Here is a 24,479-nt window from a genome sequence, read left to right as displayed (position 1 = left end):
GCGGAGCGCCGCGAAGCGGAGCGCAGACCCGAGGATCCATTCCGTGACTTTAATCGTAGGGTGCTGCGGAGCAGAATTCTGCATCGTGGCAACGCCTCAACTTCACGGAATGGATCCTATGGTCTGCGCCGCGTCGCTTCGCTCCTTGCTCCGCCATAGGATGACGACGCGATAGGCGCCTCGGCTAACCACCGAGGTATGCGACCCGCCACGCAACATCGGTTCGTCAGGACTTCTACCTCGCCGCTATACGATGGCTGGCCGGCAAGTGACAGCCTGGTGGCCCACTTGATCCCGTTGCCTTGCGCGACGGTGGGCCTAGGTTTGTAGCGGCTGCCCGATTTTCAGAGCAGTCGAAGGGCCGCACAATGCGTCTTGTCGTTTCGCTTAACATTGCCGCCGCTGCTGGGCAGGCTGGCCTGACATTTGCGAAGCTCGCCGGCTTCGTGCGGCAGGCGGAGGCGGCCGGCGTCGATATGGTCATCATTTCCGACACCTCGGATGGGGCATCCAGCAGCCCGTTCGAAGCGACGACGCTGCTGGCGGCACTGGCGACGGTGACCGGAAGGATCGGGCTGGTCGCCAGCGCATCGACGCTCGCGCACCAACCCTACAATCTGGCGCGTCGTTTCGCCTCGCTCGACATCATCAGCCACGGCCGGATCGGCTGGAACGCGACGATGGCGCAGGACCCGCGCGAGGCGGCAAATTTCAGCCGGCCGGAAGGCATAGACGAGGATGATTTCCGCCGTCGCGCGGAAGAGTTCATCGGAATCGTGCAGGGTCTGTGGCGAGGGTGGGACGCGGACGCGCTGCTGTTCGACAAGACCGCCGGCCGCTTCCACGATCCGGACAAGATGCATCTGCTCGACCACAAGGACGAGTTCTTTTCCGTGCGCGGACCTTTGAACATCGCCCGCTCGCCGCAGGACACGCCGGTGCTGGTGATGTCCGGCCTGGCGGAGGCCGATCTCGATTTCGGCGCCAAAGTCGCCGACGTCATTCTGATCGATGAGCAATCGCCGGAAGGTGCGAAAGCAGCTTCTGACGATCTCAAGCGCCGGGCGCACGCTGTCGGACGCAAACCGGACGCCTTGAAAGTGCTGGTGACGGTTAGCGCGCCCGGGCCTACGGCCGACAGGCTCGAAGCTTGGTTCGGCGCGGAAGATTGCGATGGTTTGAATTTTGCTTTGCCGGCTGATCTTTCGCAGCTCGACGACTTCACCGATCGCACCCTGCCGGAACTTCGCCGCCGCGGGCTCGCCTCCACCTATGCCGGGGCGACGCTGCACGAGCGTCTCGGGCTTGGCGCGGGAGGCGAAAAATGAGCGCACGCCAGATGAAGCTCGGCCTCTTCCTGTGGGCGACCGGACATCACATCGCCGCCTGGCGCCATCCGGACGCGCATGTGACGGCCGGGATCGACATCGACCATTACATCCAACTGGCCCGCACCGCGGAGGCGGCCAAGTTCGACATGGTCTTCTGCGAGGACGCCGCCGGCCTGCGCGAGGCCAATGTCGGCATCGCCAGCCAGACCTCGCGCTCGATCGGCTTCGAGCCGATCAGCCTGCTTTCGGCGCTTGCCGCGCAGACCGAGCGCATCGGCCTCGTTTCGACCGCGTCGACGAGCTACAACGAACCCTACGGACTGGCGCGCATGTTTGCCTCGCTCGACAATCTGAGCGGCGGCAGGGCGGGCTGGAACCTCGTCACCTCGGCCAGCCCGATCGAGGCCGCGAATTTCGGCTCGACAGGTCTCAGGCCGCATGCCGACCGTTATGAGCGAGCCCGCGAGTTCGCCACCGTCGTCACAGGTCTATGGCAGCGCAAGGCCGCCGGCCATGACGGCCAGAGCTTTTCGGTGCGCGATCCGCTCGACATACCGCCCTCGCCGCAGGGCGCGCCGGTGATGGTGCAGGCCGGCGCCTCCGACGACGGCAAGGACCTTGCCGCGCGGACCGCCGATGTCGTGTTCTCGGCCGCGCAGACTTTTGAGGACGCCAAGGCCTTCTATGACGACCTCAAGGGACGGCTGGCCGCCTACGGCCGCGAGCCGGACGACCTTAAGATCATGCCCGGGGTGGCGCCGATCGTTGCGGCAACGAAAGCCGAGGCCCAGGCTAAGCATGACGCGCTGCAGGATCTGATCCCCGACGATGTCGGCGTCGCATTGCTCTCCAGCTATCTCAGCATCTCCGATCTCTGGCGCTATCCGATCGACGGACCGTTGCCCGAGTTGCCGGAAAGCGAAGGCATGAAAAGCCGGCAGGCGCTGGTCATCGAACAGGCGTGCCGCGACGGTCTGTCTATCCGCGAACTTGCGCGCTATTTCGCCGGCGCGCGCGGCCATTGGCGCGTCGTCGGCACAGCCGAGCAGATCGCGGATGAACTACAAGCGCGTTTCGAAGGCGGTGCGGCCGACGGCTTCAATGTGATGCCGTCATGGTTTCCAGGTGAGTTGGACGCCTTCGCGACGCTGGTCGTGCCGGAGCTGCAGCGGCGCGGCCTGTTCCGCAAGGACTATGAAGGCCGCACGCTGCGCGATCATCTCGGCCTCAAGCGACCGGTTTGAGGTCCATCAGCCGGGCCGTCCCCGATACCCTGATCGAGCTGCCCGGCGTCGGCGGAATGTCGGCATGGAGGCGCGAGCGCATGCCCATGTCCTCGCCCTGGACGATGTCGATCGCGCCGCCATGCGGCCAGCCGAGGTCGCGCAGATAGCCGGCAAAGGCAGCGGTCGCAGCGCCCGTCGCCGGATCCTCGTAAACCCCGCCGGAGGCGAATGGATTGCGCGTGTGAAAGAGGCGCGGCGTCTCGGCGTAGGCAAGCAGGATGGTGATCAGCCCTTCGCGCCGCATCAAGGCCTGGCCCTGCTTGAAGTCATAGGCCATCGCGGCAAGCGCTTCGCGCGACTTCAGCGCCAGCACGAAATGATCGGAGCCGCCATGGATCAGTGCCGGCGGAATGGCCGGGTCGAGATCGCCGGCCGCGTAACCGAACAGCGCCAGCATTTCGGCGACAAGTCCTGGCGGCGCCGGCTTGCTGCGCGTCGGTGGCGACTGCAGCGCGGCGACAATGGTGGAGCCGTCGCGGAATCCTTCGACTGTTATCCCGGCCTGATTGAGGGCCAGCGCGAAAATCCCGTCGCCGAACCGCCGGACCAGCCCGGCACCGAGCGCGATCGTGGCATGACCGCAGAACGGCACCTCCGATTCCGGCGAAAAGTAGCGGACGCGCCACCTGTCACCGTCCGGCGCGGCGAAGGCGGTTTCCGAAAACCCGACCTCGGCAGCGATGCGCTGCATGTCGGCCGCATCGGGCAAGACGTCGCCGATCACCACGCCGGCCGGATTACCACCGCTGTTCCCGTCCGAAAATGCCGCAATGCGCAATACGTCCATGTCGCTCGCCCCGTGCTCGTCGCTCGTGTTCGTCAGGCGCGCAGAAAACACGTTCCGGACCGGTTTGGGAAACGAAGAAAGCGACGAGCAGCTGTGAGCGGCAGTCATACCTTCGCGGCGTTGCCGCCGACGCGCCGAGGAACCCCGGCTGGCTTCAGCCAGCCATCACCTTTTCGGAGGCGTGCGAACCGGACATCTTGGCGGCATGCGACACCAATGCCGTCATGATCTCGGCGGTGGCGAGCGCTGCGATCACCGGCGGGCGCTTGTCCTTCACCGCGTTGCCGCCGATCGGCGAGACGAGGCGGTTGAATTCGGCTTCGCTGCCCTCGGCCGACTTCAGGAACCAGCTCTTGAAGGTCGCCTTCTTGGTCTTGGAACCGATCATACCGACATAGGCAGTGTCATCGCGCTTCAGCGCCTCGGCGACGATCAGGAAATCCAGCGCATGGTCATGGGTGAGGATGGCGAAGGCCGACCCCGCCGGCGCCTCGCGCACCGCGCTTTCGGGCATCGGCGTCAGCCGCGTCTCGACCGTTTCCGGCATGCCTTCCAGCGCATCCGCCCGCGTTTCGACCACGACAGCATGGACGGGCAGTAGCGAGAGCGACGCTGCCAGCGCCTGGCCAACGTGCCCGCCGCCGAAGACATAGACGTGCGGCAGATGCGCCTCTTCCGATTCGGCTTTGGCGATCAATTGCTGTTCCAGCGCGGCATCAACGACGCGTATCAGCACCTCGACCCGTCCGCCGCAGCATTGGCCGATCTCGGGCCCGAGCGGAACGTCAAGCGTGGCGCAAACTTCGTCGACCTCGATGCGGGCTTCCCTCCCCCTTGAGGGGAGGGTGGCGGCGGAGCCGCCGGGTGGGGTCGCCGCGGCAGTGCTCGACATTTTACTACGTTGTGCGCTGCCTCTGCCGACCCCCTCTGGCCGCCTTGCGGCCATCTCCCCCGCGGGGGAGATAAGCTGCCGCGCCTTGTCGATGGCCATATATTCGAGCTGGCCGCCGCCGATGGTGCCGAAAATCGCCGATGCGGAGACGAGCATGAAGGCGCCGGTCTCGCGCGGCGTCGAGCCTTTCGTCACCGCGACCTCGACCAGCGCGACCCGGCCGGTCTGGCCGAGAAACGCCTTCAGGCTTTGCACTTTCGAGTTCATCGTCTGCATTTCCACCCGGAAATATAGCGTTTTGTGCCCCGAATTGCACGGTTTGGCCCGTTCAGGCCGGTTTTGCGGCTTCCCGCTTCAGCCTTTCGATGGCCATCAGCACCCGCTCCGGCGTCGCCGGGGCGTCGAGGCGCGGACAGATCTTGTGGTCCGCGACGCTCGCGACCGCGTCGGACAGCGCATGCAGCACTGACATGCCGTGCGGCAGCGGCGGCTCGCCCACCGCCTTGGAACGATGGATGGTCGGCTCATAGGCCGACGACCAGTCGGTCAGCTTGACGTTGAATATCTTGGGCCGGTCGGAGGCGAGCGGGATCTTGTAGGTCGACGGCGCATGGGTGCGCAGCCGGCCGCTATCGTCCCACCAAAGCTCCTCCGTCGTCAGCCAGCCCATGCCCTGGATGAAGCCGCCCTCGACCTGGCCGAGGTCGATCGCCCGGTTCAGCGAGCGGCCGGCGTCGTGCAGGATATCGGTGCGCTCGACGACATATTCGCCGGTCAGCGTGTCGACCGAGACCTCCGAGCAGGCAGCGCCATAGGCGTAGTAGTAGAAGGCGTGACCTCGGCCCTTGCTGCGGTCCCAGTGGATCTTCGGCGTCTTATAGAACCCTGCCGCCGAGAGCTGGACGCGGGCGATATAGGCCTGCTTGACCAGATCGTTGAAGGCCACTTCCTGGTTGCCGACGCGCACCCGGTTGGGCAGGAACACGACCTGATCGAGCGGGACCTGGTATTTTTCCGCCGCGAAATCGGTCAGCCGCTTGCGGATCTGGCGGGCGGCATTCTGCGCCGCCATGCCGTTGAGGTCGGCGCCGGACGACGCGGCCGTCGGCGAGGTGTTCGGCACCTTGGCCGTGGTGGTCGCGGTGATCTTCACCCGGTCGAGATCGATCTGGAACTCCTCGGCGACCACCTGGGCGACCTTCAAGTGCAGGCCTTGGCCCATCTCGGTGCCGCCATGGTTCATATGCACCGACCCGTCGGAATAGACATGCACGAGCGCGCCGGCCTGGTTGGCCTCGGTCTTGGTGAAGGAGATGCCGAACTTGACCGGGGTCATCGCCAGGCCGCGCTTGATGAAGCGGCTGTTGTTGTTGAAGGCGCTGATCTCGCGCCGCCGCCGCGCATAGTTCGCGCTCTCCTCCAGCTCGGCGACGATGCGATGGATGATGTTGTCCTCGACCCTCTGATGGTAGGGCGTGAAACAGCGCTCGCCGATGCCATCCATCGGGTCGTAGAAATTCAACTTGCGGATCTCGAGCGAGTCCTTGCCGACCGCGAAAGCCACCTCGTCGATGACGCGTTCGGCGCCGACCATGCCCTGCGGGCCGCCGAAGCCGCGGAAAGCGGTGTTGGAAACGGTGTTGGTATAGAGCGGCGCCGACTTCGCATGCACCGCCGGATAGAAATAGGCGTTGTCGCAATGGAACAGCGCGCGATCGCCGACCGGCCCCGACAGGTCGGCGGAAAAGCCGCAGCGCAAGGCGTAGGTGAAGTCGACGCCGAGGATATTGCCTTCGTCGTCGAAGCCGACTTCATAATCGATGGCGAAATCATGCCGCTTGCCGGTGGCGGTCATGTCCTCGTCGCGGTCGAGCCTGATTTTCACCGCGCGCATCAGCTTCTTGGCGGCGATGGCGGCAATCGCGGCGGATTGATTGGCCTGCGTTTCCTTGCCACCGAAGCCGCCGCCCATGCGGCGCACTTCCACCGTCACGGCATGGCTCGGCACGCCAAGCGCATGGGCGACCAGATGCTGCGTCTCGCTCGGCCCCTGCGTCGAGCAATAAACGATCACCTCGTCGTCTTCGCCAGGGATCGCCAGCGAGACCTGGCCCTCGAGATAGAAATGGTCCTGACCGCCGAGCCACATGCGGTTCTTGATGCGGCGGGGTGCCGCCGCAATCGCGGCTGCGGCATCGCCGCGCTTCAGGATCAGCGGCGTGGTGACCTGCTTGTCGTTCACCGGATCTAGGTCCCAGATGTCGATTACGGCCGGAAGCTCGTCATACTCGATCCTGGCCAGCCGCGCCGCGCGGCGCGCCTCCTCGCGGGTGTTGGCGATGACGGCGAAGATCGGCTGGCCATAAAACTGCACCTTGCTTTCGGCGAACACCGGATCGTCATGCATGTTGCTCGGCGAAACATCGTTCTCGCCGGGCACGTCGGCATAGGTCAGCACGTCGACAACGCCGGGCGCCGAACGCACAGCCGACAGATCGACGCTCCTCAGCGTCCCGTGCGCGACCTTCGAGAGGCCCAAGCCAACATGCAGCGTGCCGGCGGGCTCCGGCATGTCGTCGATATAGACCGCGGCGCCGCTGACATGCTTGTGCGCGGAATCGTGCCGCTGCTCGGTGGCGACGCCGCCGACGATCTTCTCGGCCTTGAGGTTGGGAGTGGTGGCGTGCTTGTTCATCAGGCCGCCTCGTTGCGTGACACCTGGAACGGCGCCCTGGTGCCGGTGGTTTCGATGTAGAAGCGCAGCAAAAGATTCTTCGCCGCCAGCGCCCTGTATTCGGCAGTCGCCCGCATGTCGGTCAGCGGCGTGAAGTCGCTGGCGTATTCGGCCATCGCGGCCTCGACTGTCGCTTCGCTCCAGCTCTTGCCGACAAGCGCCCTTTCGACCGCGGTGGCGCGCTTCGGCGTCGCGGCCATGCCGCCATAGGCGATGCGGATATCGGCCACGGTGCCGTCCTTGGCGAGCGTCAGATAGAAGGCGCCGAGGGTTGCGGTGATGTCCTCGTCACGACGCTTGGTGACCTTGTAGACGGCAAACTTAGCGTCCTTTGCCGGCACCGGCACATGCACCGCCTCGACGAACTCGCCGGGCTGCCGGTCCTGCTTCCCATAGGCGATGAAGAAGGCCTCGAGCGGGATGGTGCGGCGCGTGTCGCCCTTGCGCAGGCTCAGTCGCGCTCCCAGCGCGATGAACGGCGGCGGCGTGTCGCCGATCGGTGAGCCGTTGGCGACGTTGCCGCCGATGGTGCCCATGTTGCGCACCTGCTCGCCGCCGATGCGGTCGAACAGCGGCCCCAATGCCGGGATGCGCTTCGACAGCGTCTCAAAAGCTTCGGTGTAGGTGACACCAGCGCCGATGCTGATAACCCCATCAGCCTCCGACATGGTGCGCAGGCCGTCGAGACCGCCGATGAAGACCGCCGGCGAAATGTCCCGCATATGCTTGGTGACCCAGAGCCCAACATCGGTCGAGCCGGCGACGATGGTTGCGCCCGGCTCCTTCTCGAGCACCGCCGCGACGTCGTCGACGTTAGCCGGCACGATCAGCCGCTGCTTGCCCGACCCGACCTCGACCCTGGCGCCATCGCGCAGCGCTTCCAGGCGCGCGGTAATGTCCTTGCGTTCCACCGCCAGCGGATCCTTAGCTGCGTTGCCGTAGCTCGAAATGGCCCGCGCCGCGCGCATGATCGCCTCGTAGCCGGTGCAGCGGCAGAGATTGCCCTGCAGCGCCTTCTCGATCGCCGCATCGGAGGGGTTGGGCGTCTCCATCCAGAGCGCATAAAGCGACATGATGAAGCCCGGCGTGCAGAAGCCGCATTGCGAGCCGTGGAAATCGACCATGGCCTGCTGCACCGGGTGCAGCTTCTCGCCGTCGCCGCGCAGATGCTCGATGCTGACGACATGGGTGCCGTCGAGCGACCCCATGAAGCGGATGCAGGCGTTGACGCTTTCGTAGACCAGGCCTTCGGCGGAGAGCTTGCCGACGAGCACCGTGCAGGCGCCGCAGTCGCCCTCGGCGCAGCCTTCCTTTGTGCCGCGCAGCGAGCGGTTGAGCCTGAGCCAGTCAAGCAGGGTCGCGTCGGGCGCGACGTCGTTCAGCGCGACGTCGGCGCCGTTGAGAATAAAGCGTATCTCGTTGCGGGTCTTGGCCATGTCTCAGCTCCCGCGATAGGTCGAGTAGCCGTAGGGCGAAATCAAGAGCGGCACGTGATAATGCCGCTCTTCCGCCATGCCGAAACGGATCGGCACGATGTCGAGGAAGGCAGGCTGCGGCAGGCCGATGCCTTGCCCGCGCAGATAGTCGCCGGCGGCGAAGACCAGTTCGTACTCGCCGGTGCGGAAATCGGCGCCGGCAAGCAGCGGCGCGTCGCAGCGGCCGTCATCGTTGGTGGTGACGGTCTTCAAATGCGTGCGAGCCTGGCGCTCGATGCGAAAGAGCTCGATCGAGAGGCCTTTTGCCGGCCTGCCGGTCGCGGTGTCGAGCACATGGGTCGTCAGACGCCCGCCATCGGCTTTCGACGTTTCTGCCACTGGCGCCTCCCATCCCGGTACAGTTTCAGGTCAATTGTGCGCCAATTAAAGGCGATGCATAAGTCCCGGTCGAGCGGAGTGCGGCAAAAAGCACTTTCAAAAATTTTCGGGGGAATGCTGAGGCACTCCTTTCGATATCTTCATCCCAACAATCGGGCAGGAGCGACAATGCGTTACGAACGGGACATGCGCGGTTACGGGGCCAATCCGCCGGACCCGAAATGGCCTGGCGGCGCGCATGTCGCCGTGCAGTTCGTCGTCAACTACGAAGAAGGCGGCGAGAACTGTGTGCTGCACGGCGACAAGGCTTCCGAAGCCTTCCTGTCGGAGATCGTCGGCGCCGCCCCGTGGGTCGGCCAGCGCCACTGGAACATGGAATCGATCTACGAATATGGCGCCCGCGCCGGCTTCTGGCGGCTCTACCGGCTGTTCACCGAAGCCGAGGTGCCGGTGACCTGCTATGGCGTCGCCACCGCGCTGGCGCGCTCGCCCGACCAGGTCGTTGCAATGCAGGAAGCCGGCTGGGAGATCGCCTCGCACGGGTTGAAATGGATCGACTATCGCGACCACAGCGCCGAGGACGAGCGGCGCGACCTCGAAGAGACGATCCGGCTACACTACGAGGTGACCGGCGCGCGCCCGACCGGCTGGTACACCGGCCGCACCTCGGTCAACACCGTACGGCTCGTCGCCGAGGAAGGCGGCTTCGACTACGTTTCCGACACTTATGACGACGAGCTGCCCTACTGGTTCGACCGCGACGGGTTGGAAAAGCCGCAGCTCATCATCCCTTACACGCTCGATGCCAACGACATGCGCTTTGCCACACCGCAAGGTTTCAATTCGGGCGACCAGTTCTTCGCCTATCTGAAGGACAGTTTCGACACGCTCTATGCCGAGGGCAAGGCGGGGCGGTCGCGCATGATGAATATCGGCCTGCATTGCCGGCTGGTCGGCCGTCCGGGCCGCGTGGCGGCGCTGAAGCGCTTCGTCGACTATGTGAAGTCGCATGACAAGGTGTGGCTGACGCGGCGCATCGACATCGCAAAACACTGGCGCGAGACGCATCCTTACCAGGCGCCGGCGCTGCGCCCGTCGCGGATGGAGTTCGAGGCTTTTGTTCATGCCTTTGGCGGCGTCTTCGAGCATTCGCCATGGATCGTCGAGCGCGCTTACGAATTGGAGCTTGGGCCGGCGCATGACAGCGCCGGCGGCCTGCACAACGCGCTCTGCCGTGTCTTCCGCGCAGCGACCGAGGCGGAGCGGCTCTCCGTACTCAACGCCCATCCCGACCTCGCCGGCAAGCTGGCGGCGGCCAAGCGCCTGACGCCGGAATCGGCCAAGGAACAGGCCTCCGCCGGGCTCGACGCGCTGACCGACAAGGAGCGCGAGCTGTTCTCGAAACTCAACGCCGCCTATGTCACCACTTTCGGCTTCCCCTTCATCATCGCGGTCAAGGGCAAGACCAAGGACCAGATCATGGCGGAGTTCGAGGCACGCATCGGCAACAGCCGCGGCGTCGAGTTCGAAACCGCCTGCAAACAGGTCGAGCGCATCGCGCTGCTTCGGCTGAAAGACATGCTCCCGTTATAGGCTTCAACACATGGATATGATGAAAATGGCCGAGCGAACCTATTATGCGCCGCATGGCGGCCATCCCGGCCAGAACGAGCTTTTGACCGGCCGCGCCGTCTTCACCGAGGCCTATGCCGTCATCCCCAAAGGGGTGATGCAGGACATCGTCACCAGCCCGCTGCCATTCTGGGACAAGACGAGGGCCTGGATCATCGCAAGGCCGCTCTCGGGCTTCGCCGAGACTTTTTCGCAATATATCGTCGAGGTCCTGCCCGGCGGCGGCAGCGACCGGCCCGAGCTCGATGCCGGCGCCGAAGGGGTGCTGTTCGTGGTCGAGGGCGAGCTCGCCGTCTCGCTTGCCGGCAAGAAGCATGTGCTTCGCGCCGGCGGCTTCGCCTTCCTGCCGCCGGGAAGCGGCTGGACGGTGCGCAACGAGAGCGGCGATGCTGTCCGCTTCCACTGGATCCGCAAGGCCTATGAAGCCGTCGACGGCCTCGACGAGCCGGAAGCCTTCTTCAGCAGCGACCAGGACGTTGCGCCGAGCCCGATGCCCGGCACCGAGGGGCGCTGGGCGACGACGCGTTTCGTCGACCCGGCCGACATGCGCCACGACATGCATGTCACCATCGTCACGCTGAAACCCGGCGCCGTCATCCCCTTCGCCGAGACGCATGTCATGGAGCACGGGCTCTATGTGCTCGAAGGCAAGGCCGTCTACCGGCTCAACCAGGACTGGGTCGAGGTCGAGGCCGGCGACTTCATGTGGCTGCGCGCCTTCTGCCCGCAAGCCTGCTATGCAGGCGGTCCCGGCAACTTCCGTTACCTGCTCTACAAGGACGTCAACCGGCATGCCAAGCTTGGCGGCGCCCTTGGAGGTCACGCGCGGTGACCCGCATCGTCGCCAAGCCGCTGACGCGCGAAAACTTCGCACCCTTCGGCGACGTCATCGATATGGGCGGCGACAACCGCTACCCGATCAATGGCGGCAAGGCGATGCGCTACCACGACCTCGCCACCGCCGAGGCGACCGGGCCGAACGCAAAGGTGCTGATCTCGATGGTGCGCGGCACACCCTACGAGATGCCGCTGAAGCTTACCATGGTCGAGCGTCACCCGCTCGGCAGCCAGGCTTTCATCCCGCTGTCGCCGCGCCCGTTCCTGGTCGTCGTCTGCCATGACACCGAGGACGGTCCGGGCGAGCCGCATGCCTTCATCACCGCGCCCGGACAGGGCATCAACTACCGGCGCAACCTCTGGCACGGCGTGCTGACGCCAATCGGCGAGGAGCAGGATTTCCTGATCGTCGACCGCGGCGGCGATGGCTCCAACCTCGAAGAGTGCCATTTCTCGCACCCCTACGAGATCCACCTTCCTTGAACACAATCGATTCTCCCATGACCGACATCTCGCTGATCGACCGCCTGCTCGACGTGATCGAGTACGACATCGTGCCGAAGACCGCCGAAGGGGTTGCCCATGGCAACAAGCTGTTCGGCGCCGCGATCCTCAGGAAGGACGACCGCTCGCTGGTGCTGGCCGAGACCAACAACGAGATCGAAAACCCGCTCTGGCATGGCGAGGTGCATTGCCTGAAGCGTTTTTACGAAATGCCGAAGGCCGAGCGTGTCGACACGAAGGATGCGCTGTTTCTCGCGACGCACGAGCCCTGCTCGCTCTGCCTGTCGGCGATCACCTGGACCGGTTTCGACAATTTCTACTACCTCTTCAGCCATGAGGATTCGCGCGACAGTTTCGCCATCCCGCACGATCTCAAGATCCTGAAAGAGGTCTTCACCCTCGACCCCGGCGGCTACAATGCCGAGAACGCCTATTGGAAGAGTTTTTCCATACGCCGGCTGGTGCGGGCTTTGCCGGAAGCCGAACGTAGGCGGTTGGAAGCGCGCATCGGGAGAATCTCGGCGCGCTACGACGAGCTCTCCGGCGCCTATCAGGCCAGCAAGGACGAGAACGATATTCCGTTGAACTGAGCTGTTTTTTCTGCCTTGAATTACCACCTTTATGGTGGCACATTAAGTTATGGAGAAGCGCAGGCCCACTTACGATCTTGATGCGATCAAGACGACATTCGGGTCTGTCGATACATTGGCGATCACAACGTCAGCATTGCGTGACGCGGTTGGACTCGGTTTCGATCGCTCCGGCATTGTCGAGGTGATCGGCGGCATAACGCGCAAGATGTTCGTGAAATCGATGACGACTTTCGCGGATCACCGGGTCTGGCAGGATGTCTATCATGTGCCGGCGCGCGGAATTCTCCTCTATGTGAAATTCCAAGCGGATGTCGTGACCGAATTTACGGTCATGGCGTTCAAGGAGAAATGACATGGCAGCAAGACAAACCAATGAAACCATGATCTCTCCCGAAACCGGAGAGACGCTAACTCGCGGAGTACGCCCGTTCACTGTGGCGTATAAGGGTGAAAGCATGGTTGTCGATCTGCCGGGTTATTATCCGGCATCCGAGGGCGAAGGCGTGCATGTCGGGGACGACATGGCTGCGGTCGACGCTGCCCTGCGCATTCTCAAGGAAAAGATCGACGGTGTGCCGGCCCCGGCAACCATCCGGCGCATGCGTGCGAAGCTCAAGCTGTCGCAACGCGAGGCAGGATCCTTGTTCAAGGTCGGCGAGAATGCCTTTGACAAATACGAGCGAGGTTTAATCGAGCCAAGCGGCCCGACCATCCAGCTCATGACGTTGCTGGAAAAGCACCCCGAATTGCTGGACGAATTGCGCTAACGGCCCAGGTCGCTTTTTTTGATGCTCCAGTCGCGAATGGCGATTGAAAGTCGCCACGCGGCGGAGCGTTATGCCCGCCATGAAAACGGTCACCGAATTTCCCCGCAAGGTAATTGAATTTCCCGACATGGGCATCGTCATGCCGGACGGCTGCCGGCTGTCGGCGCGCGTCTGGATGCCGGAAGACGCGGCCGACGATCCGGTGCCGGCGATCCTCGAGCACTTGCCCTACCGCAAGCGCGACGGCACCATCTTCCGCGATCAGCTGACCCATCCCTATTTCGCCGGCCACGGCTACGCCTCGATCCGCGTCGACATGCGCGGCAACGGCGATTCCGAAGGGCTGATGGACGACGAATATTCCGAGCAGGAATTGCAGGACGCCTGCGACGTCATCGCCTGGGCGGCCGCGCAGCCCTGGTGCAACGGCAATGTCGGCATGATGGGCATTTCCTGGGGCGGCTTCAATTGCCTGCAGGTGGCGGCGAAACAGCCGCCGGCGCTGAAGGCGGTGATCAGCCTGTGCTCGACTGTCGACCGCTACGCCGACGACATCCACTACAAGGGCGGCTGCCTGCTCCTGGAAAACTTCGGCTGGGCCTCGACGATGCTCTCCTATTCGTCGCGGCCGCCGGATCCGCTGATCGCCGGCGGCAACCGCTGGCGCGACCTGTGGCTCAACCGGCTGGAGAACCAGCCCTTTCTCCTGCCGCTCTGGCTCAGCCACCAGCATCGCGACGCCTATTGGAAGCGCGGCTCGATCCGCGAGGATTTTTCGGCTGTTCATGCCGCGGTGCTGTCGATCGGCGGCTGGCATGACGGCTACCGCAACACGATCTCGCACCTGGTCACCAACATCCAGTCGCCGGTGAAAGGCATCGTCGGCCCCTGGATCCACAAATACCCGCATTATGCGGGACCCAATCCAGCCATCGGCTTCCTGCAGGAGGCGCTGCGCTGGTGGGACCGCTGGCTGAAGGGCGCCGAGACCGGCGTCGAGACCGACCCCGACTACCGCGCCTATGTCATGGACAGCGTGCGGCCGGCCCGCTGGCACCCGGAGCGGCCTGGCCGCTGGGTAGCGGAACAGGAATGGCCGTCGCCGAACATCAAGCTTGAAGCGATCGAGCTCATTCCGGGCGGCGCCAAGCCGGCAATCGTCGCCTCGCCGCAGAGCTGCGGGCTTGCCGGCGGCGAATATTTTCCGTTCACCTTCGGACCCGAGCTGCCGGGCGATCAGCGTCCCGACGATGCGCTTTCGGTATGCTTCGACCAGTTGGAGCTTAAGGAGGCGATCGACATTGTCGGCGCGCCGGAGCTTGAGGTCAGGGTTGCCTCGGACCGTCCCCAGGCCAACATCGCGGTGCGGCTCTGCGACGTCCATCCCGACGGCGCCTCGGAGTTGATCTCCTATGGCGTGCTCAACCTCACGCATCGCAACTCGCATGAGTTTCCTGAAGCGCTGGTGCCCGGCGAGAGGGTGTCGGCCCGCGTCGTGCTCGACCAATGCGCCTATCGGGTGCCGGCCGGCCATCGGCTGCGGATCGCCGTTTCCAATGCCTATTGGCCAATGATCTGGCCATCGCCGGAGCCGGTGACGCTCGAATTGTCGGCGGCGACGCTCAAGCTGCCGCTGCGTCCGCTGGCCAAGGGCGACGAGATTTCCTTCCCCGAACCGGAAGGCGCCACACCCTGGGCGACCGAGACGATCAGGCCCACCAATTCCGAGCGCCATGTCGACGGCAACGAGAAGACCGGCGTCGTCACGCTTTCCATAACGGACGATTTCGGCGAGGTGCGCGACCTCGCGCACGGGCTCGTCAACGGCAGCATCGTCCGGGAGACCTGGGCGATCCATCCCGACGATCCGCAGTCGGCGACAGGCAGCACCCATTGGACGCAGACCCTGTCGCGGAATGAATGGTCGGTGCGGACCGAGACCTTCGCCGACATGCGCTCAGACGCGCAGAACTTCATCCTCAGCGCCAGAATCGAGGCTTATGAGGGTGACAATCTGGTGTTCGAGCGCGATTTCGAGCAGGCGGTTCCGCGCGCCCTCGTGTGAGCGCTGGCAAGATTGGTCCAAATGCGACGCGCCATTTACGCCACGGCATGTCGCATTCGGTCTTGCTTACAGCTTTCCGTTGCGGTCATTATCCTCACAAGAAACAAGAAACGACCGTAAGGTCGAACCATCAGAGTGAGGAACCATAAATGTCTAACGAACTCGACTATCTCAGCCGCCGCGTCGCGTCCGGCAAGCTCAGCCGCCGCGATTTCCTTGGCCGCGCCGCCGCGCTCGGCGTCAGCGCGCCCTTCGCCAACTCGCTGCTTTCGAGTGCAGCCCGAGCCGCCGGCCCGGTCAAGGGCGGTACGCTCAAGGCCGGTCTGGTCGGCGGTGAATCCACCAACAGCCTCGATCCGGCGCTTATGATGACGCAGGTGCCGTTCGCCTTCGGCAAGTGCTGGGGCGAAATGATCGTCGAGCTGTCGCCCGACGGCAAGCTCGAGAACCGCATCGCCGAGGAAATCGGCGGTTCGGACGATGGGAAGACCTGGACGCTGAAGATCCGCGACGGCGTCGAATTCCACAACGGCAAGACGGTGACCGCCGAAGACGTCGCCGCCACGCTCGAACGCCATTCGGACGAGAAGTCCAAGTCCGGCGCCCTCGGCTACATGAAGGGCATCGACACCATCAAGGCCAGCGGCAAGGAAGTGGTGCTGACGCTGAAGGAGGCGAATGCCGACCTTCCCTACCTGCTCAGCGACTACCACCTGATCGTCCAGCCGAACGGCGGCAAGGACAAGCCCGATGCCGGCATCGGCGCCGGCCCTTACAAGGTCAAGGTCAACGAGCCTGGCGTGCGCCATGTCGGCGAGCGCTTCGCCAACTACTGGCAGGGCGACAAGATGGGCCATGCCGACCAGATCGAAGTCGTCGTCATCAACGACGCGACGGCGCGCACGGCGGCCCTGCAGGGCGGCCAGGTCAACATGATCAACCGCGTCGAGCCGAAGATCGTCGACCTGATCAAGCGCGTGCCGGGCGTTACCATCCGCAACCACGCCGGTCCCGGCCACTACGTGTTCATCATGCATTGCAACACGGCGCCGTTCGACAACAACGACCTCAGGATGGCGCTCAAGCTGGCGATCGACCGCGAGGAGATGCTGAACAAGGTGCTGCGCGGCTATGGCTCGCTCGGCAACGACTTCCCGATCAATGCGTCCTACCCGCTGTTCACCGAGATCGAGCAGCGCAAATACGATCCCGACAAGGCCAAGTTCCACTACAAGAAGTCGGGCCACGACGGTTCCATCCTGCTCAGGACCTCGGACGTCGCCTTCCCGGGCGCCGTCGACGCGGCCCAGCTCTACCAGCAGAGTGCGGCCAAGGCCGGCATCAAGCTCGAGATCAAGCGTGAGCCAGGCGACGGTTACTGGAACGAAGTCTGGAACAAGCAGCCCTTCTGCGCTTCCTACTGGGGCGGCCGCTCGACCCAGGACCAGATGTACTCGACCGCCTATCTGTCGACGGCCGATTGGAACGACACGCGTTTCAAGCGTCCGGATTTCGACAAGATGGTGCTGGCTGCCCGCGCCGAGCTCGACGAGGCCAAACGCAAGGCGATGTACCACGACATGGCCGTCATGGTGCGCGACGAAGGCGGCCTGATCCTGCCGATGTTCAACCAGTTCATCGACGCGACGGGCCCCAAGGTCGCCGGCTGGGTGGACGATCCGCATCAGGAACTGTCGAACGGCTACGCCCTGGCGAAGTGCTGGCTGGAAGCCTAAGGTCCGGCCTTGCGGAGATGTCCTCACCCATCGTGAAACTGGTGGCCCAGCGCATTGCGCTGGGCATCCTCCTTCTGCTGGCCGTTTCGGTCCTGATCTTCGCCGGCACCCAGATCCTGCCCGGCGACGTCGCGCAAGCCATTCTCGGGCAATCGGCGACGCCGGAGTCGCTCGCCAACCTGCGCGAGCAGCTCGGGCTCAACCAGCCTGCCTATATCCGCTATTTCCATTGGCTGGGCGGCGTGCTGACCGGCGACCTCGGCACCGCCATGTCGAGCGGGCAGGACATCGCGACATCGATCAAGTCACGGCTGTGGAACACGCTGTTCCTCGCCTTCTGGGCGGCGATCGTGGCCATTCCGTTGGCGATCACTCTGGGGCTGATCGCCGTGCGCTATCGCAACGGCTGGGTCGACAAGCTGATCTCCGGCCTGGCGCTCGCCTCGACCTCGTTCCCGGAGTTCTTCATCGGCTATCTGCTGGTCTTCTACTTCGCGGTTCAGCATCAATGGTTTCCCGCAATCTCCACCGTCTATGACGGAATGCCCTTTAGTGAGCGCATACAGGCGATCGCGTTGCCGGCGGCGGCGCTGACGCTGGTGGTGCTCGCCCATATGATGCGCATGACGCGCGCGGCGATCCTCAACGTCATGCAGTCGGCCTATGTCGAGACGGCGGAGCTCAAGGGGCTCTCGGCTTTCGCGGTCATCCGCAAGCATGCGTTCCCGAACGCGATCGCGCCGATCATTAACGTGGTCATGCTGAACCTCGCCTATCTCGTCGTCGGCGTCGTCGTGGTCGAGGTGATCTTCGTCTATCCGGGCATGGGGCAGTATCTCGTCGACCATGTCACCAAGCGCGACGTTCCCGTCGTCCAGGCGGTCGGCCTGATCTTCGCCGCTGTCTATATCAGCCTCAACATCATTGCGGACATTGCGGCGATCGTCGCCAATCCGCGGCTCAGGCATCCGAAATAAGGGGCGGCGGATATGCTGGCTATCAGACGCATTCCCCTGCCTTCGCTGATCGGCCTGGTGCTGACGGGGCTTTTCGTTCTGGCGGCGATCTTCGCGCCCTGGATCGCGCCGCATGGCAATGCCGAGATCGTCGGCGACGTGTGGGAGCCGATGTCGTCGGCGCATTGGCTGGGCACCGACAATCTCGGCCGGGATCTGTTGTCCCGCATGATCTATGGCGCCCGCATCACGCTGTTCATCGCCGTGCTGGCGACGGCGCTGTCCTTCTCGCTCGGCGCCATCCTCGGCTTCTCGGCGGCGGTGTTCGGCGGCTGGTACGACACGATCCTGTCGCGCCTCGTCGACCTGCTGATGTCGATCCCGACGCTGATCATGGGCCTCGTCGTGCTCTCGGTGCTGCCGTCCAATCTGGTGACGCTGATCCTGGTGATGGGCATCCTCGACTCGACCCGCGTCTATCGTCTGTCGCGCGCGGTCGCCGTCGACATCAACGTCATGGACTATGTCGAAGCCGCGAAGCTGCGCGGTGAAGGCAGCGGCTGGATCATCTTCCGCGAGATCCTGCCCAATGCGTTGTCGCCGCTGGTCTCGGAACTCGGGCTGCGCTTCATCTACGCCGTGCTCTTCCTGTCGACGCTGTCCTTCCTCGGCCTCGGCGTGCAGCCGCCGGACGCCGACTGGGGCGGCATGGTGAAGGAGAACAAGGACGGCATCGTGTTCGGCATTCCCGCGGCGCTTATTCCGGCGGCGGCGATCGCGGCGCTGGCGATCTCGGTCAATCTCGTCGCCGACTGGGTGCTCAACCGCACGACGAGCCTGAAGGGAGGACGCGGCTGATGGCTGACGGCAAGGCAAAGTCCACCCCTCTGCTCGATATCCGTAATTTGCGCATCGAGGCGACCGTCTATCCGCCGGGCGAAGCGCCGAAGACCATCACCCTTGTCCACGACGTCTCGCTGACCCTGGAAAAGGGCAAGGTGCTCGGCCTGATCGGCGAATCCGGCGCCGGCAAGTCGACCATCGGCCTGTCCTCCATGGGCTATGGCCGGGGCGGCGTGCGGATCACCGGCGGCGAGGTCATCCTCAACGGCCGCGACATCCTGAAAGGCGGCAAGGAAGGTTTTCGCAGGCTGCGCGGCCGCGAAGTGTGCTATGTCGCGCAATCGGCGGCGGCGGCCTTCAACCCGGCGCACCGGCTGATGGACCAGGTGGTGGAGGCATCGCTCCTGCATGGCACCGCCACCCGGGCCGAGGCCGAGAAACGCGCCGTGGCGCTGTTCAAGAAGCTCAGCCTGCCCAATCCCGAAACCATCGGTGAGCGTTTCCCGCACCAGGTCTCCGGCGGCCAGCTGCAGCGTGTCATGACGGCGATGGCGCTTTGCTCCGAGCCTGACCTGATCGTCTTCGACGAGCCGACCACGGCGCTCGACGTGACGACGCAAATCGATGTGCTGTCAGCGATCAAGGATGCCATCCGCGACACCCATGTTGCGGCTTTGTACATCACCCACGACCTTGCCGTCGTGGCGCAGGTATCGGACGAGATCATGGTGCTGCGCCACGGCCGTCTGGTCGAATGGGGCGGCACCCGCCAGATCATCAAGGAGCCACGCCAGGAATACACCAACGCGCTGGTTTCGGTGCATGAGATCGAACACAAGGAGCAGCAGCCCGGCACAACGCCGATGCTGTCGGTGAAGAACGTGACGGCCGCCTATGGCGGCGGCGCCGTCAAGGTGCTGAAGAACGTCTCGGTCGACATCCATCCGGGCCAAACGCTGGCCGTGGTCGGGGAGAGCGGCTCCGGCAAGTCGACGCTGGCGCGCGCCATCACCGGCCTCTTGCCGCCGGAGCAAGGCAGCGTCGTCTTCGACGGCCGCACGCTGGGCAACAGGCTTTCCGACCGGCCGAAAGAGGATCTGCGCCAATTGCAGATGATCTACCAGATGGCCGACGTGGCGATGAACCCGCGCCAGACGGTGGGCACTATCATCGGCAGGCCGCTGGAATTCTATTTCGGCATGAAAGGCCGGGAGCGCGACAGGCGCGTCGCCGAGCTGCTCGACGAGATCGAGATGGGCAAGGGCTTCATCGACCGCTATCCGGCGGAGCTTTCGGGCGGCCAGAAGCAGCGTGTCTGCATCGCCCGCTCGCTTGCCGCCAAGCCGAAGCTGATCATCTGCGACGAGGTGACGTCTGCGCTCGACCCGCTGGTCGCCAACGGCATCCTCAAGCTCTTGCTCAACCTGCAGGCGGTCGAGAAGGTCGCCTATCTGTTCATCACCCACGACCTTGCGACGGTGAAGTCGATCGCCGATTCGATCGCGGTCATGTATCGCGGCGAGGTGGTGCGCTACGGCGCCAAGAGCAAGGTGCTGACGCCGCCCTTCGACGCCTACACCGATCTTCTGCTGTCTTCCGTGCCCGAAATGGAGATCGGCTGGCTGGAGACGGCGATCGCCGGCCGCCGCATGGAGAGCGCCGGCAACTGATGCATGTCGCCCAAAAGTGTGCAGCGGTTTTGGGGCAACGACATGCATAAAAACAACGACCTAAAGCGCGTCGACTGACTCCGTTTCAATGCGACGCGCTTGAGGGCTGGCTCTTCTTCTCTGCATTTCTGGGACGTGGTCGGATCGGCCGACCCCTCGATGCTGATCTCTCCCGCAAGACCGCATGGAGCCGCCCGTGGCGCTCAAATCCAAACTGCTGCTCATCATCCTCGACGGCGTGCCCTACCGGAACTGGCGCCGGCTGATGGGCAATCTCGAAGGCTGGGCGCAGTCCGGCGAGGCGCAAGTGTGGAAGATGCGCTCGGTGCTGCCGTCGACCTCGGCCTGCTGCTATGCATCAATCCACACTGGGGTCACGCCGCAGGTGCACGGCATCCTGTCCAACGAGAACCGCTTCCGGGTCGAGCAGCCGGATATCTTCTCGGAGGTCAGCAAGGCCGGCGGCAAGACGGGTGCTGTGACCCATTCCTACTGGTCGGAATTCTTCCGTTCCTATCCATTCGACCTGGTCGAGGACATGGAATTCGACGAGCCCGGCGGGCCGATCACGCATGGCCGCTTCCACACCATGACCGGCTACAATCTCAAGAACCAGATGACGCCGAGCGATGTCGACCTGTTCGCGACGCTGACCATGCTGACCCGCCGCCACGGCATCGACTACGGCATCCTGCACACCTGCACACTGGACTCCATGGGCCATCGCTTCGGCCATGACTGCCACGAGATGGACCATGCCTGCTACGCGATGGACGGCATGCTCGCCGCCTTCCTGCCCGGCTGGCGCGAAGCCGGCTACGAAGTAATCGTCACCGCCGACCACGGCCAGACGAACCGCGGCCATCACGGCGGGCATGATGACGAGATGCAGGATTTCGCGCTCTATTATTTCGGCCCGGCAAAGGGCCCCGAGGACGGCACGCTGCTCGACCAGCTGCAGCTCGCGCCGACGGTGTTGAGCCGGCTTGGCGTGGCGATACCCGAGACGATGAAGGCGAAGGTGTTTTTGGAGTGAATGCCGCGATCTTCCCTTCTCCCCTTGTGGGAGAAGGTGTCGCCGAAGGCGACGGATGAGGGGTGCTCCAGCTTGGCAATGACGGCGATCCGTCGCCTGCCCCTCATCCGTCTCGGCGCTGCGCGCCGATCCACCTTCTCCCACAAGGGGAGAAGGGGAAGCCCTGCCCACTGGCAACGCTCTCTTTCTTCGGTTAGCTTCCGAAAATTCCTTGGCGGAGGATGAACCTTTTTGGACCGACCAGCGACACAGCCACGAGGAGCCAGGCGGCTCGACCGGCCATGAACGCGGCGACCGAAACCGATCGCGCGCTTGTAGACCGGGTCGCGAAGGGCGACCGGGCCGCCGTGCGGCTCCTGTTCATGCGTCACCACGCGCGGATCTACCGCTTCGTGGCGCGCCAGACGGGATCGGAAATGATGGCCGACGATATCACCAACGAGGTCTTTCTCGAGCTGTGGCGCCAGGCGCCGGGCTTCGAAGGCCGCTCCGAAGTCTCGACCTGGCTGCTCGGCATCGCCCGCTTCAAGGCGCTGTCCCTGCTGCGCAAGAAGAAGGAAGACTGGATCGACGACGACGACGCGGCGCAAGTCCCCGACAGCGCCGACACGCCGGAAGTCGTCACCATGAAGGAGGACAAGGCCGCCGCCTTGCGCCGCTTCGTCGATGCCTTGCCGGAAGAACACCGCACGGTGATCGACCTTGCCTATTACCATGGACAGTCGGTGACCGAGATCGGCGAGGTGCTCGACATCCCGGTCGCCACCGTCAAGACGAGAATGTTCTACGCCCGCAAGAAACTCGGCGAGGCGCTCAAGGCGGCCGGTTACGACAGGGGGTGGCCATGAGCGCCGCTGAGAAGATGTCGCGCCGCGACGAGATGGAGACGCTGCTGCCGTTCTACCTGAACGGCTCGCTGGAAGGCGCCGAGCTGGAGGCCGTCGAGGAATGGCTGGCTTCCGACCCTGCGGCGCTTGCCGCCCTTGGCGAAGCGGAAGCCGAATTCTCCGGCACCGCCGCCGCCAACGAGGCGATCCGCCCGCCGGCCGATGCGCTCTCCCGCTTTGCCAGGGCGCTCGACGCCGAGGCGGGCCCGGCGCGCGCGCCTGCCGGCCAATCTTGGCTGGCAAAGATCTTCGGCCGTGTGACGGCGATGCCGGCCGGCGTCGCCTGGGCGGCGGCCGCGGCGCTGCTGGCGCTCGTCGTGGTGCAATCCTTCGAGCGGCCGGGCGGCAAGGGCAATGATTTCGAGATCGCCGGTGCGCAGGACGATCTTGCGAAGCTGCCCTTCGCTTTGGTGAAATTCAAGGCGGACGCCAAGATGTCGGATATCGCCGCCTTTCTCGGCCAGAACGGGCTAAAGATCGCCGGCGGGCCGAGCGCCGACGGCGTCTTCCACCTGACCATCCCGGCGAGCACCGCCGCCGACTATGACAAGCTGGTCGGCCTTATTGCCGCCCAGCCTTTCGCGGAGGCTGTGGTGCAGGGAAGGAGACCGGTCGATGGCGGCTAAGGCGGTCGTTCTTCATGCGGCACTCCTCGCGGCGGCGGCATTTGTCGCCGCGCCAGCCTTCGCGCAGACCAACGACCCCAACCTTTCGCAGAAGCAGGTCGACTGCCTGAACCGCACGACGGCGGCCGGCGCCGATTGCGGCAAGGACAGCGGCGCTGGGAACGGCGACGGCAAGAATAGCGGCGATAAGTCAGGCGCGGGCACCGCTGCAGGCGGTGCTGTATTCATGCCGGCGCTGATCGTCGACCTGTTCCCGAACCCGCCGGCCAGCGCCGCCCCGCCCACGCCGACACAACCGAACAGATCGCCAACATCGGGCGGTTCAGGCAGCGCGACGCCCCCTCCTGCGCCGAGCGGTCCTGTCACGCCGCCCACCGGGCTCAATCTCGCCGCGCCGCCGCGCGCGGTCAGCGGCGAGTTCGTGCCCGACGAAGTGCTGGTGACGGTGAACGGCGATGCGGCTGCGGTGCAGCAGATCGCCAATTCCTTTGGCCTGCAGGTGCGGTCTGAGCGCCAGTCGCGGCTGCTCGGCACCACGCTGGTGCGCTACGGCATTCTGGACGGGCGGCCGGTCGGCGTCGTGCTGGCGCAGCTTGCCGCCGACGGCCGCACGCAGCGGCGCGAGCCGAACCACATCTATTCGCTGCAGCAGGCCGCCGGCATCGTGAACTATGCGTTCGAGCGCATCGCGCTCGATTCCAAGAACGCGAGCGGCGAGAATGTCCGTGTCGCCGTCATCGACACCGGCATCGACGACGCCAATCCGGCGCTGAAGGGCGTGATCGCCGACCAGTTCGACGCCATGCCGAACGTGCCGATCGAAAAGCGCGACCACGGCACCTCGGTCGACGGGCTGATCGCCGGCGTCGGCGCGCTGGAGGGCATGGCGCCGGGCGCCAGGATCTACCACGCGCGCGCCTTCGAGGGCGGCAAGTCGACCATGGACGTCATCCTGTCGGCGCTCGACTGGGCGGCCGAACAGGACGTACGCATCATCAATATGAGCTTCGTCGGACCGAAGAACGACCTGCTCGGTATCGCCTGCCGCAATGCCCGCGCGCTCGGCATGGTGCTGGTCGCGGCCGCCGGCAACAACGGCCCGAAGGCGCCCTACGGCTATCCGGCCGCCTTCGACGGCGTCATCGCGGTCACCGCCACCGATGCCAAGGACGGGCTGATGCCGCAGGCCAATCGCGGCGCCTACGTCTTCATCTCGGCGCCAGGCGTCGAAATGGTGGCGCCGAGCGGCGCCGGCTCCGATGTGGTGACCGGCACCTCATTCGCCGCCGCGATCGTGTCCGGCGCCATCGCCAACCTGATCCATGCAGCACCTGACCGCTCGGCCGACGAGATCGAGAAGGCGCTCGCCGCCACGGCCAAGGACCTCGGCCCGAAGGGGCGCGACAATGATTTCGGCTATGGGCTGCTGGATATCAAGGCGGCCGGGGTGGCGAAGGAGTAGGCCGAAGCGGCCAAATCTCCC

Annotated in this window: 22 protein-coding genes; 17 read left to right on the top strand and 5 right to left on the bottom strand. The window is 64.7% G+C overall.

Annotated elements, in window-relative coordinates:
- Nucleotides 1-368: 368 nt before the first annotated feature.
- Nucleotides 369-1,328: an LLM class flavin-dependent oxidoreductase gene (locus AC4FWB_RS19760; protein WP_491027941.1), complete on the top strand. Its 960-nt coding sequence runs from the start codon at nucleotides 369-371 to the stop codon at nucleotides 1,326-1,328.
- Complete coding sequence (locus AC4FWB_RS19755; RefSeq protein WP_491027940.1) at nucleotides 1,325-2,575, top strand: LLM class flavin-dependent oxidoreductase; 1,251 nt, start codon at nucleotides 1,325-1,327, stop codon at nucleotides 2,573-2,575. The genes AC4FWB_RS19760 and AC4FWB_RS19755 overlap by 4 nt, the downstream gene beginning before the upstream one ends.
- On the opposite strand, the gene AC4FWB_RS19750 is transcribed toward AC4FWB_RS19755, so the two are convergent.
- The 5 genes from AC4FWB_RS19750 to uraH form a co-directional block, all read right to left on the bottom strand.
- The gene (locus tag AC4FWB_RS19750; protein ID WP_491027939.1) at nucleotides 2,559-3,404 is read right to left on the bottom strand and encodes a PhzF family phenazine biosynthesis protein; all 846 of its coding nucleotides are present in this window, start codon (nucleotides 3,402-3,404) and stop codon (nucleotides 2,559-2,561) included. The two genes, AC4FWB_RS19755 and AC4FWB_RS19750, sit on opposite strands and share 17 nt — an antisense overlap.
- 154 nt (nucleotides 3,405-3,558) lie before the next feature.
- A complete protein-coding gene (gene xdhC / locus AC4FWB_RS19745) occupies nucleotides 3,559-4,563 on the bottom strand; it encodes a xanthine dehydrogenase accessory protein XdhC (RefSeq protein ID WP_491027938.1) in 1,005 nt (334 codons plus the stop codon).
- A 61-nt stretch (nucleotides 4,564-4,624) separates the two neighbouring features.
- Nucleotides 4,625-6,991 (bottom strand): xanthine dehydrogenase molybdopterin binding subunit, encoded by a 2,367-nt coding sequence (gene xdhB / locus AC4FWB_RS19740; RefSeq protein ID WP_491027937.1) that lies wholly within the window; start codon nucleotides 6,989-6,991, stop codon nucleotides 4,625-4,627.
- On the bottom strand, nucleotides 6,991-8,466 hold the full coding sequence (gene xdhA, locus AC4FWB_RS19735; RefSeq protein ID WP_491027936.1) for a xanthine dehydrogenase small subunit: 1,476 nt from the start codon (nucleotides 8,464-8,466) through the stop codon (nucleotides 6,991-6,993). Before xdhA ends, xdhB begins: the two co-directional genes overlap by 1 nt.
- A gap of 3 nt (nucleotides 8,467-8,469) precedes the next feature.
- Entirely contained in the window at nucleotides 8,470-8,844 is a 375-nt protein-coding gene (uraH, locus tag AC4FWB_RS19730) for a hydroxyisourate hydrolase (protein WP_059189542.1), read from the bottom strand.
- Nucleotides 8,845-9,012: 168 nt separating this feature from the next.
- Here uraH and puuE point away from each other — a divergent pair, with 168 nt between their 5' ends.
- The 15 genes from puuE (at nucleotide 9,013) to AC4FWB_RS19655 (ending at nucleotide 24,458) form a co-directional block, all read left to right on the top strand.
- Nucleotides 9,013-10,437: an allantoinase PuuE gene (gene puuE, locus AC4FWB_RS19725; RefSeq protein WP_491027935.1), complete on the top strand. Its 1,425-nt coding sequence runs from the start codon at nucleotides 9,013-9,015 to the stop codon at nucleotides 10,435-10,437.
- A 10-nt stretch (nucleotides 10,438-10,447) separates the two neighbouring features.
- Nucleotides 10,448-11,308 carry a bifunctional allantoicase/(S)-ureidoglycine aminohydrolase gene (locus AC4FWB_RS19720; protein ID WP_491027934.1) on the top strand — a complete coding sequence of 287 codons (861 nt, stop codon included), beginning with the start codon at nucleotides 10,448-10,450 and terminating at the stop codon, nucleotides 11,306-11,308.
- Nucleotides 11,305-11,796 carry an ureidoglycolate lyase gene (locus AC4FWB_RS19715; RefSeq protein WP_491027933.1) on the top strand — a complete coding sequence of 164 codons (492 nt, stop codon included), beginning with the start codon at nucleotides 11,305-11,307 and terminating at the stop codon, nucleotides 11,794-11,796. The genes AC4FWB_RS19720 and AC4FWB_RS19715 overlap by 4 nt, the downstream gene beginning before the upstream one ends.
- Nucleotides 11,797-11,813: 17 nt before the next feature.
- Entirely contained in the window at nucleotides 11,814-12,407 is a 594-nt protein-coding gene (locus tag AC4FWB_RS19710) for a nucleoside deaminase (protein ID WP_491027932.1), read from the top strand.
- A gap of 49 nt (nucleotides 12,408-12,456) precedes the next feature.
- Nucleotides 12,457-12,762, top strand: a complete 306-nt coding sequence (locus AC4FWB_RS19705) for a type II toxin-antitoxin system MqsR family toxin (RefSeq protein ID WP_491027931.1) — start codon at nucleotides 12,457-12,459, stop codon at nucleotides 12,760-12,762.
- A 1-nt stretch (nucleotide 12,763) separates the two neighbouring features.
- Nucleotides 12,764-13,177 (top strand): type II toxin-antitoxin system MqsA family antitoxin, encoded by a 414-nt coding sequence (locus tag AC4FWB_RS19700; protein WP_491027930.1) that lies wholly within the window; start codon nucleotides 12,764-12,766, stop codon nucleotides 13,175-13,177.
- A 79-nt stretch (nucleotides 13,178-13,256) separates the two neighbouring features.
- Nucleotides 13,257-15,242, top strand: coding sequence for a CocE/NonD family hydrolase (locus AC4FWB_RS19695; protein ID WP_491027929.1), 1,986 nt, complete (start codon nucleotides 13,257-13,259; stop codon nucleotides 15,240-15,242).
- A 149-nt stretch (nucleotides 15,243-15,391) separates the two neighbouring features.
- Complete coding sequence (locus AC4FWB_RS19690) at nucleotides 15,392-16,978, top strand: ABC transporter substrate-binding protein (RefSeq protein ID WP_491027928.1); 1,587 nt, start codon at nucleotides 15,392-15,394, stop codon at nucleotides 16,976-16,978.
- Between the two features lie 17 nt (nucleotides 16,979-16,995).
- On the top strand, nucleotides 16,996-17,955 hold the full coding sequence (locus AC4FWB_RS19685; protein ID WP_491027927.1) for an ABC transporter permease: 960 nt from the start codon (nucleotides 16,996-16,998) through the stop codon (nucleotides 17,953-17,955).
- Nucleotides 17,956-17,967: 12 nt separating this feature from the next.
- The gene (locus AC4FWB_RS19680) at nucleotides 17,968-18,792 is read left to right on the top strand and encodes an ABC transporter permease (RefSeq protein WP_491027926.1); all 825 of its coding nucleotides are present in this window, start codon (nucleotides 17,968-17,970) and stop codon (nucleotides 18,790-18,792) included.
- Complete coding sequence (locus AC4FWB_RS19675) at nucleotides 18,792-20,447, top strand: ABC transporter ATP-binding protein (protein ID WP_491027925.1); 1,656 nt, start codon at nucleotides 18,792-18,794, stop codon at nucleotides 20,445-20,447. The genes AC4FWB_RS19680 and AC4FWB_RS19675 overlap by 1 nt, the downstream gene beginning before the upstream one ends.
- A 196-nt stretch (nucleotides 20,448-20,643) precedes the next feature.
- Nucleotides 20,644-21,483: an alkaline phosphatase family protein gene (locus AC4FWB_RS19670; protein WP_491027924.1), complete on the top strand. Its 840-nt coding sequence runs from the start codon at nucleotides 20,644-20,646 to the stop codon at nucleotides 21,481-21,483.
- 281 nt (nucleotides 21,484-21,764) lie between these two features.
- Nucleotides 21,765-22,331, top strand: coding sequence for a sigma-70 family RNA polymerase sigma factor (locus tag AC4FWB_RS19665; RefSeq protein WP_292427481.1), 567 nt, complete (start codon nucleotides 21,765-21,767; stop codon nucleotides 22,329-22,331).
- Complete coding sequence (locus AC4FWB_RS19660; protein WP_491027923.1) at nucleotides 22,328-22,996, top strand: anti-sigma factor; 669 nt, start codon at nucleotides 22,328-22,330, stop codon at nucleotides 22,994-22,996. Before AC4FWB_RS19665 ends, AC4FWB_RS19660 begins: the two co-directional genes overlap by 4 nt.
- Nucleotides 22,986-24,458, top strand: coding sequence for a S8 family serine peptidase (locus AC4FWB_RS19655; protein WP_491027922.1), 1,473 nt, complete (start codon nucleotides 22,986-22,988; stop codon nucleotides 24,456-24,458). Before AC4FWB_RS19660 ends, AC4FWB_RS19655 begins: the two co-directional genes overlap by 11 nt.
- Nucleotides 24,459-24,479 lie beyond the last annotated feature (21 nt).

Source organism: Mesorhizobium sp. LEGMi-168a, from assembly GCF_058312955.1.
The sequence above is the reverse complement of the archived record's forward strand: the minus strand, read 5'-3'. Positions and strand labels throughout refer to the sequence as shown.

Coding starts and splice junctions, on each gene's coding strand:
- AC4FWB_RS19665 (WP_292427481.1), top strand. CDS start 21,765: ATGAACGCGGCGACCGAAACCGATCGCGCGCTTGTAGACCGGGTCGCG.
- AC4FWB_RS19750 (WP_491027939.1), bottom strand. CDS start 3,404: ATGGACGTATTGCGCATTGCGGCATTTTCGGACGGGAACAGCGGTGGT.
- xdhC (WP_491027938.1), bottom strand. CDS start 4,563: ATGAACTCGAAAGTGCAAAGCCTGAAGGCGTTTCTCGGCCAGACCGGC.
- AC4FWB_RS19655 (WP_491027922.1), top strand. CDS start 22,986: ATGGCGGCTAAGGCGGTCGTTCTTCATGCGGCACTCCTCGCGGCGGCG.
- AC4FWB_RS19705 (WP_491027931.1), top strand. CDS start 12,457: ATGGAGAAGCGCAGGCCCACTTACGATCTTGATGCGATCAAGACGACA.
- xdhA (WP_491027936.1), bottom strand. CDS start 8,466: ATGGCCAAGACCCGCAACGAGATACGCTTTATTCTCAACGGCGCCGAC.
- AC4FWB_RS19660 (WP_491027923.1), top strand. CDS start 22,328: ATGAGCGCCGCTGAGAAGATGTCGCGCCGCGACGAGATGGAGACGCTG.
- AC4FWB_RS19690 (WP_491027928.1), top strand. CDS start 15,392: ATGTCTAACGAACTCGACTATCTCAGCCGCCGCGTCGCGTCCGGCAAG.
- AC4FWB_RS19675 (WP_491027925.1), top strand. CDS start 18,792: ATGGCTGACGGCAAGGCAAAGTCCACCCCTCTGCTCGATATCCGTAAT.
- AC4FWB_RS19710 (WP_491027932.1), top strand. CDS start 11,814: ATGACCGACATCTCGCTGATCGACCGCCTGCTCGACGTGATCGAGTAC.
- AC4FWB_RS19695 (WP_491027929.1), top strand. CDS start 13,257: ATGAAAACGGTCACCGAATTTCCCCGCAAGGTAATTGAATTTCCCGAC.
- AC4FWB_RS19680 (WP_491027926.1), top strand. CDS start 17,968: ATGCTGGCTATCAGACGCATTCCCCTGCCTTCGCTGATCGGCCTGGTG.
- AC4FWB_RS19720 (WP_491027934.1), top strand. CDS start 10,448: ATGGATATGATGAAAATGGCCGAGCGAACCTATTATGCGCCGCATGGC.
- xdhB (WP_491027937.1), bottom strand. CDS start 6,991: ATGAACAAGCACGCCACCACTCCCAACCTCAAGGCCGAGAAGATCGTC.
- AC4FWB_RS19685 (WP_491027927.1), top strand. CDS start 16,996: ATGTCCTCACCCATCGTGAAACTGGTGGCCCAGCGCATTGCGCTGGGC.
- AC4FWB_RS19755 (WP_491027940.1), top strand. CDS start 1,325: ATGAGCGCACGCCAGATGAAGCTCGGCCTCTTCCTGTGGGCGACCGGA.
- AC4FWB_RS19760 (WP_491027941.1), top strand. CDS start 369: ATGCGTCTTGTCGTTTCGCTTAACATTGCCGCCGCTGCTGGGCAGGCT.
- AC4FWB_RS19700 (WP_491027930.1), top strand. CDS start 12,764: ATGGCAGCAAGACAAACCAATGAAACCATGATCTCTCCCGAAACCGGA.
- puuE (WP_491027935.1), top strand. CDS start 9,013: ATGCGTTACGAACGGGACATGCGCGGTTACGGGGCCAATCCGCCGGAC.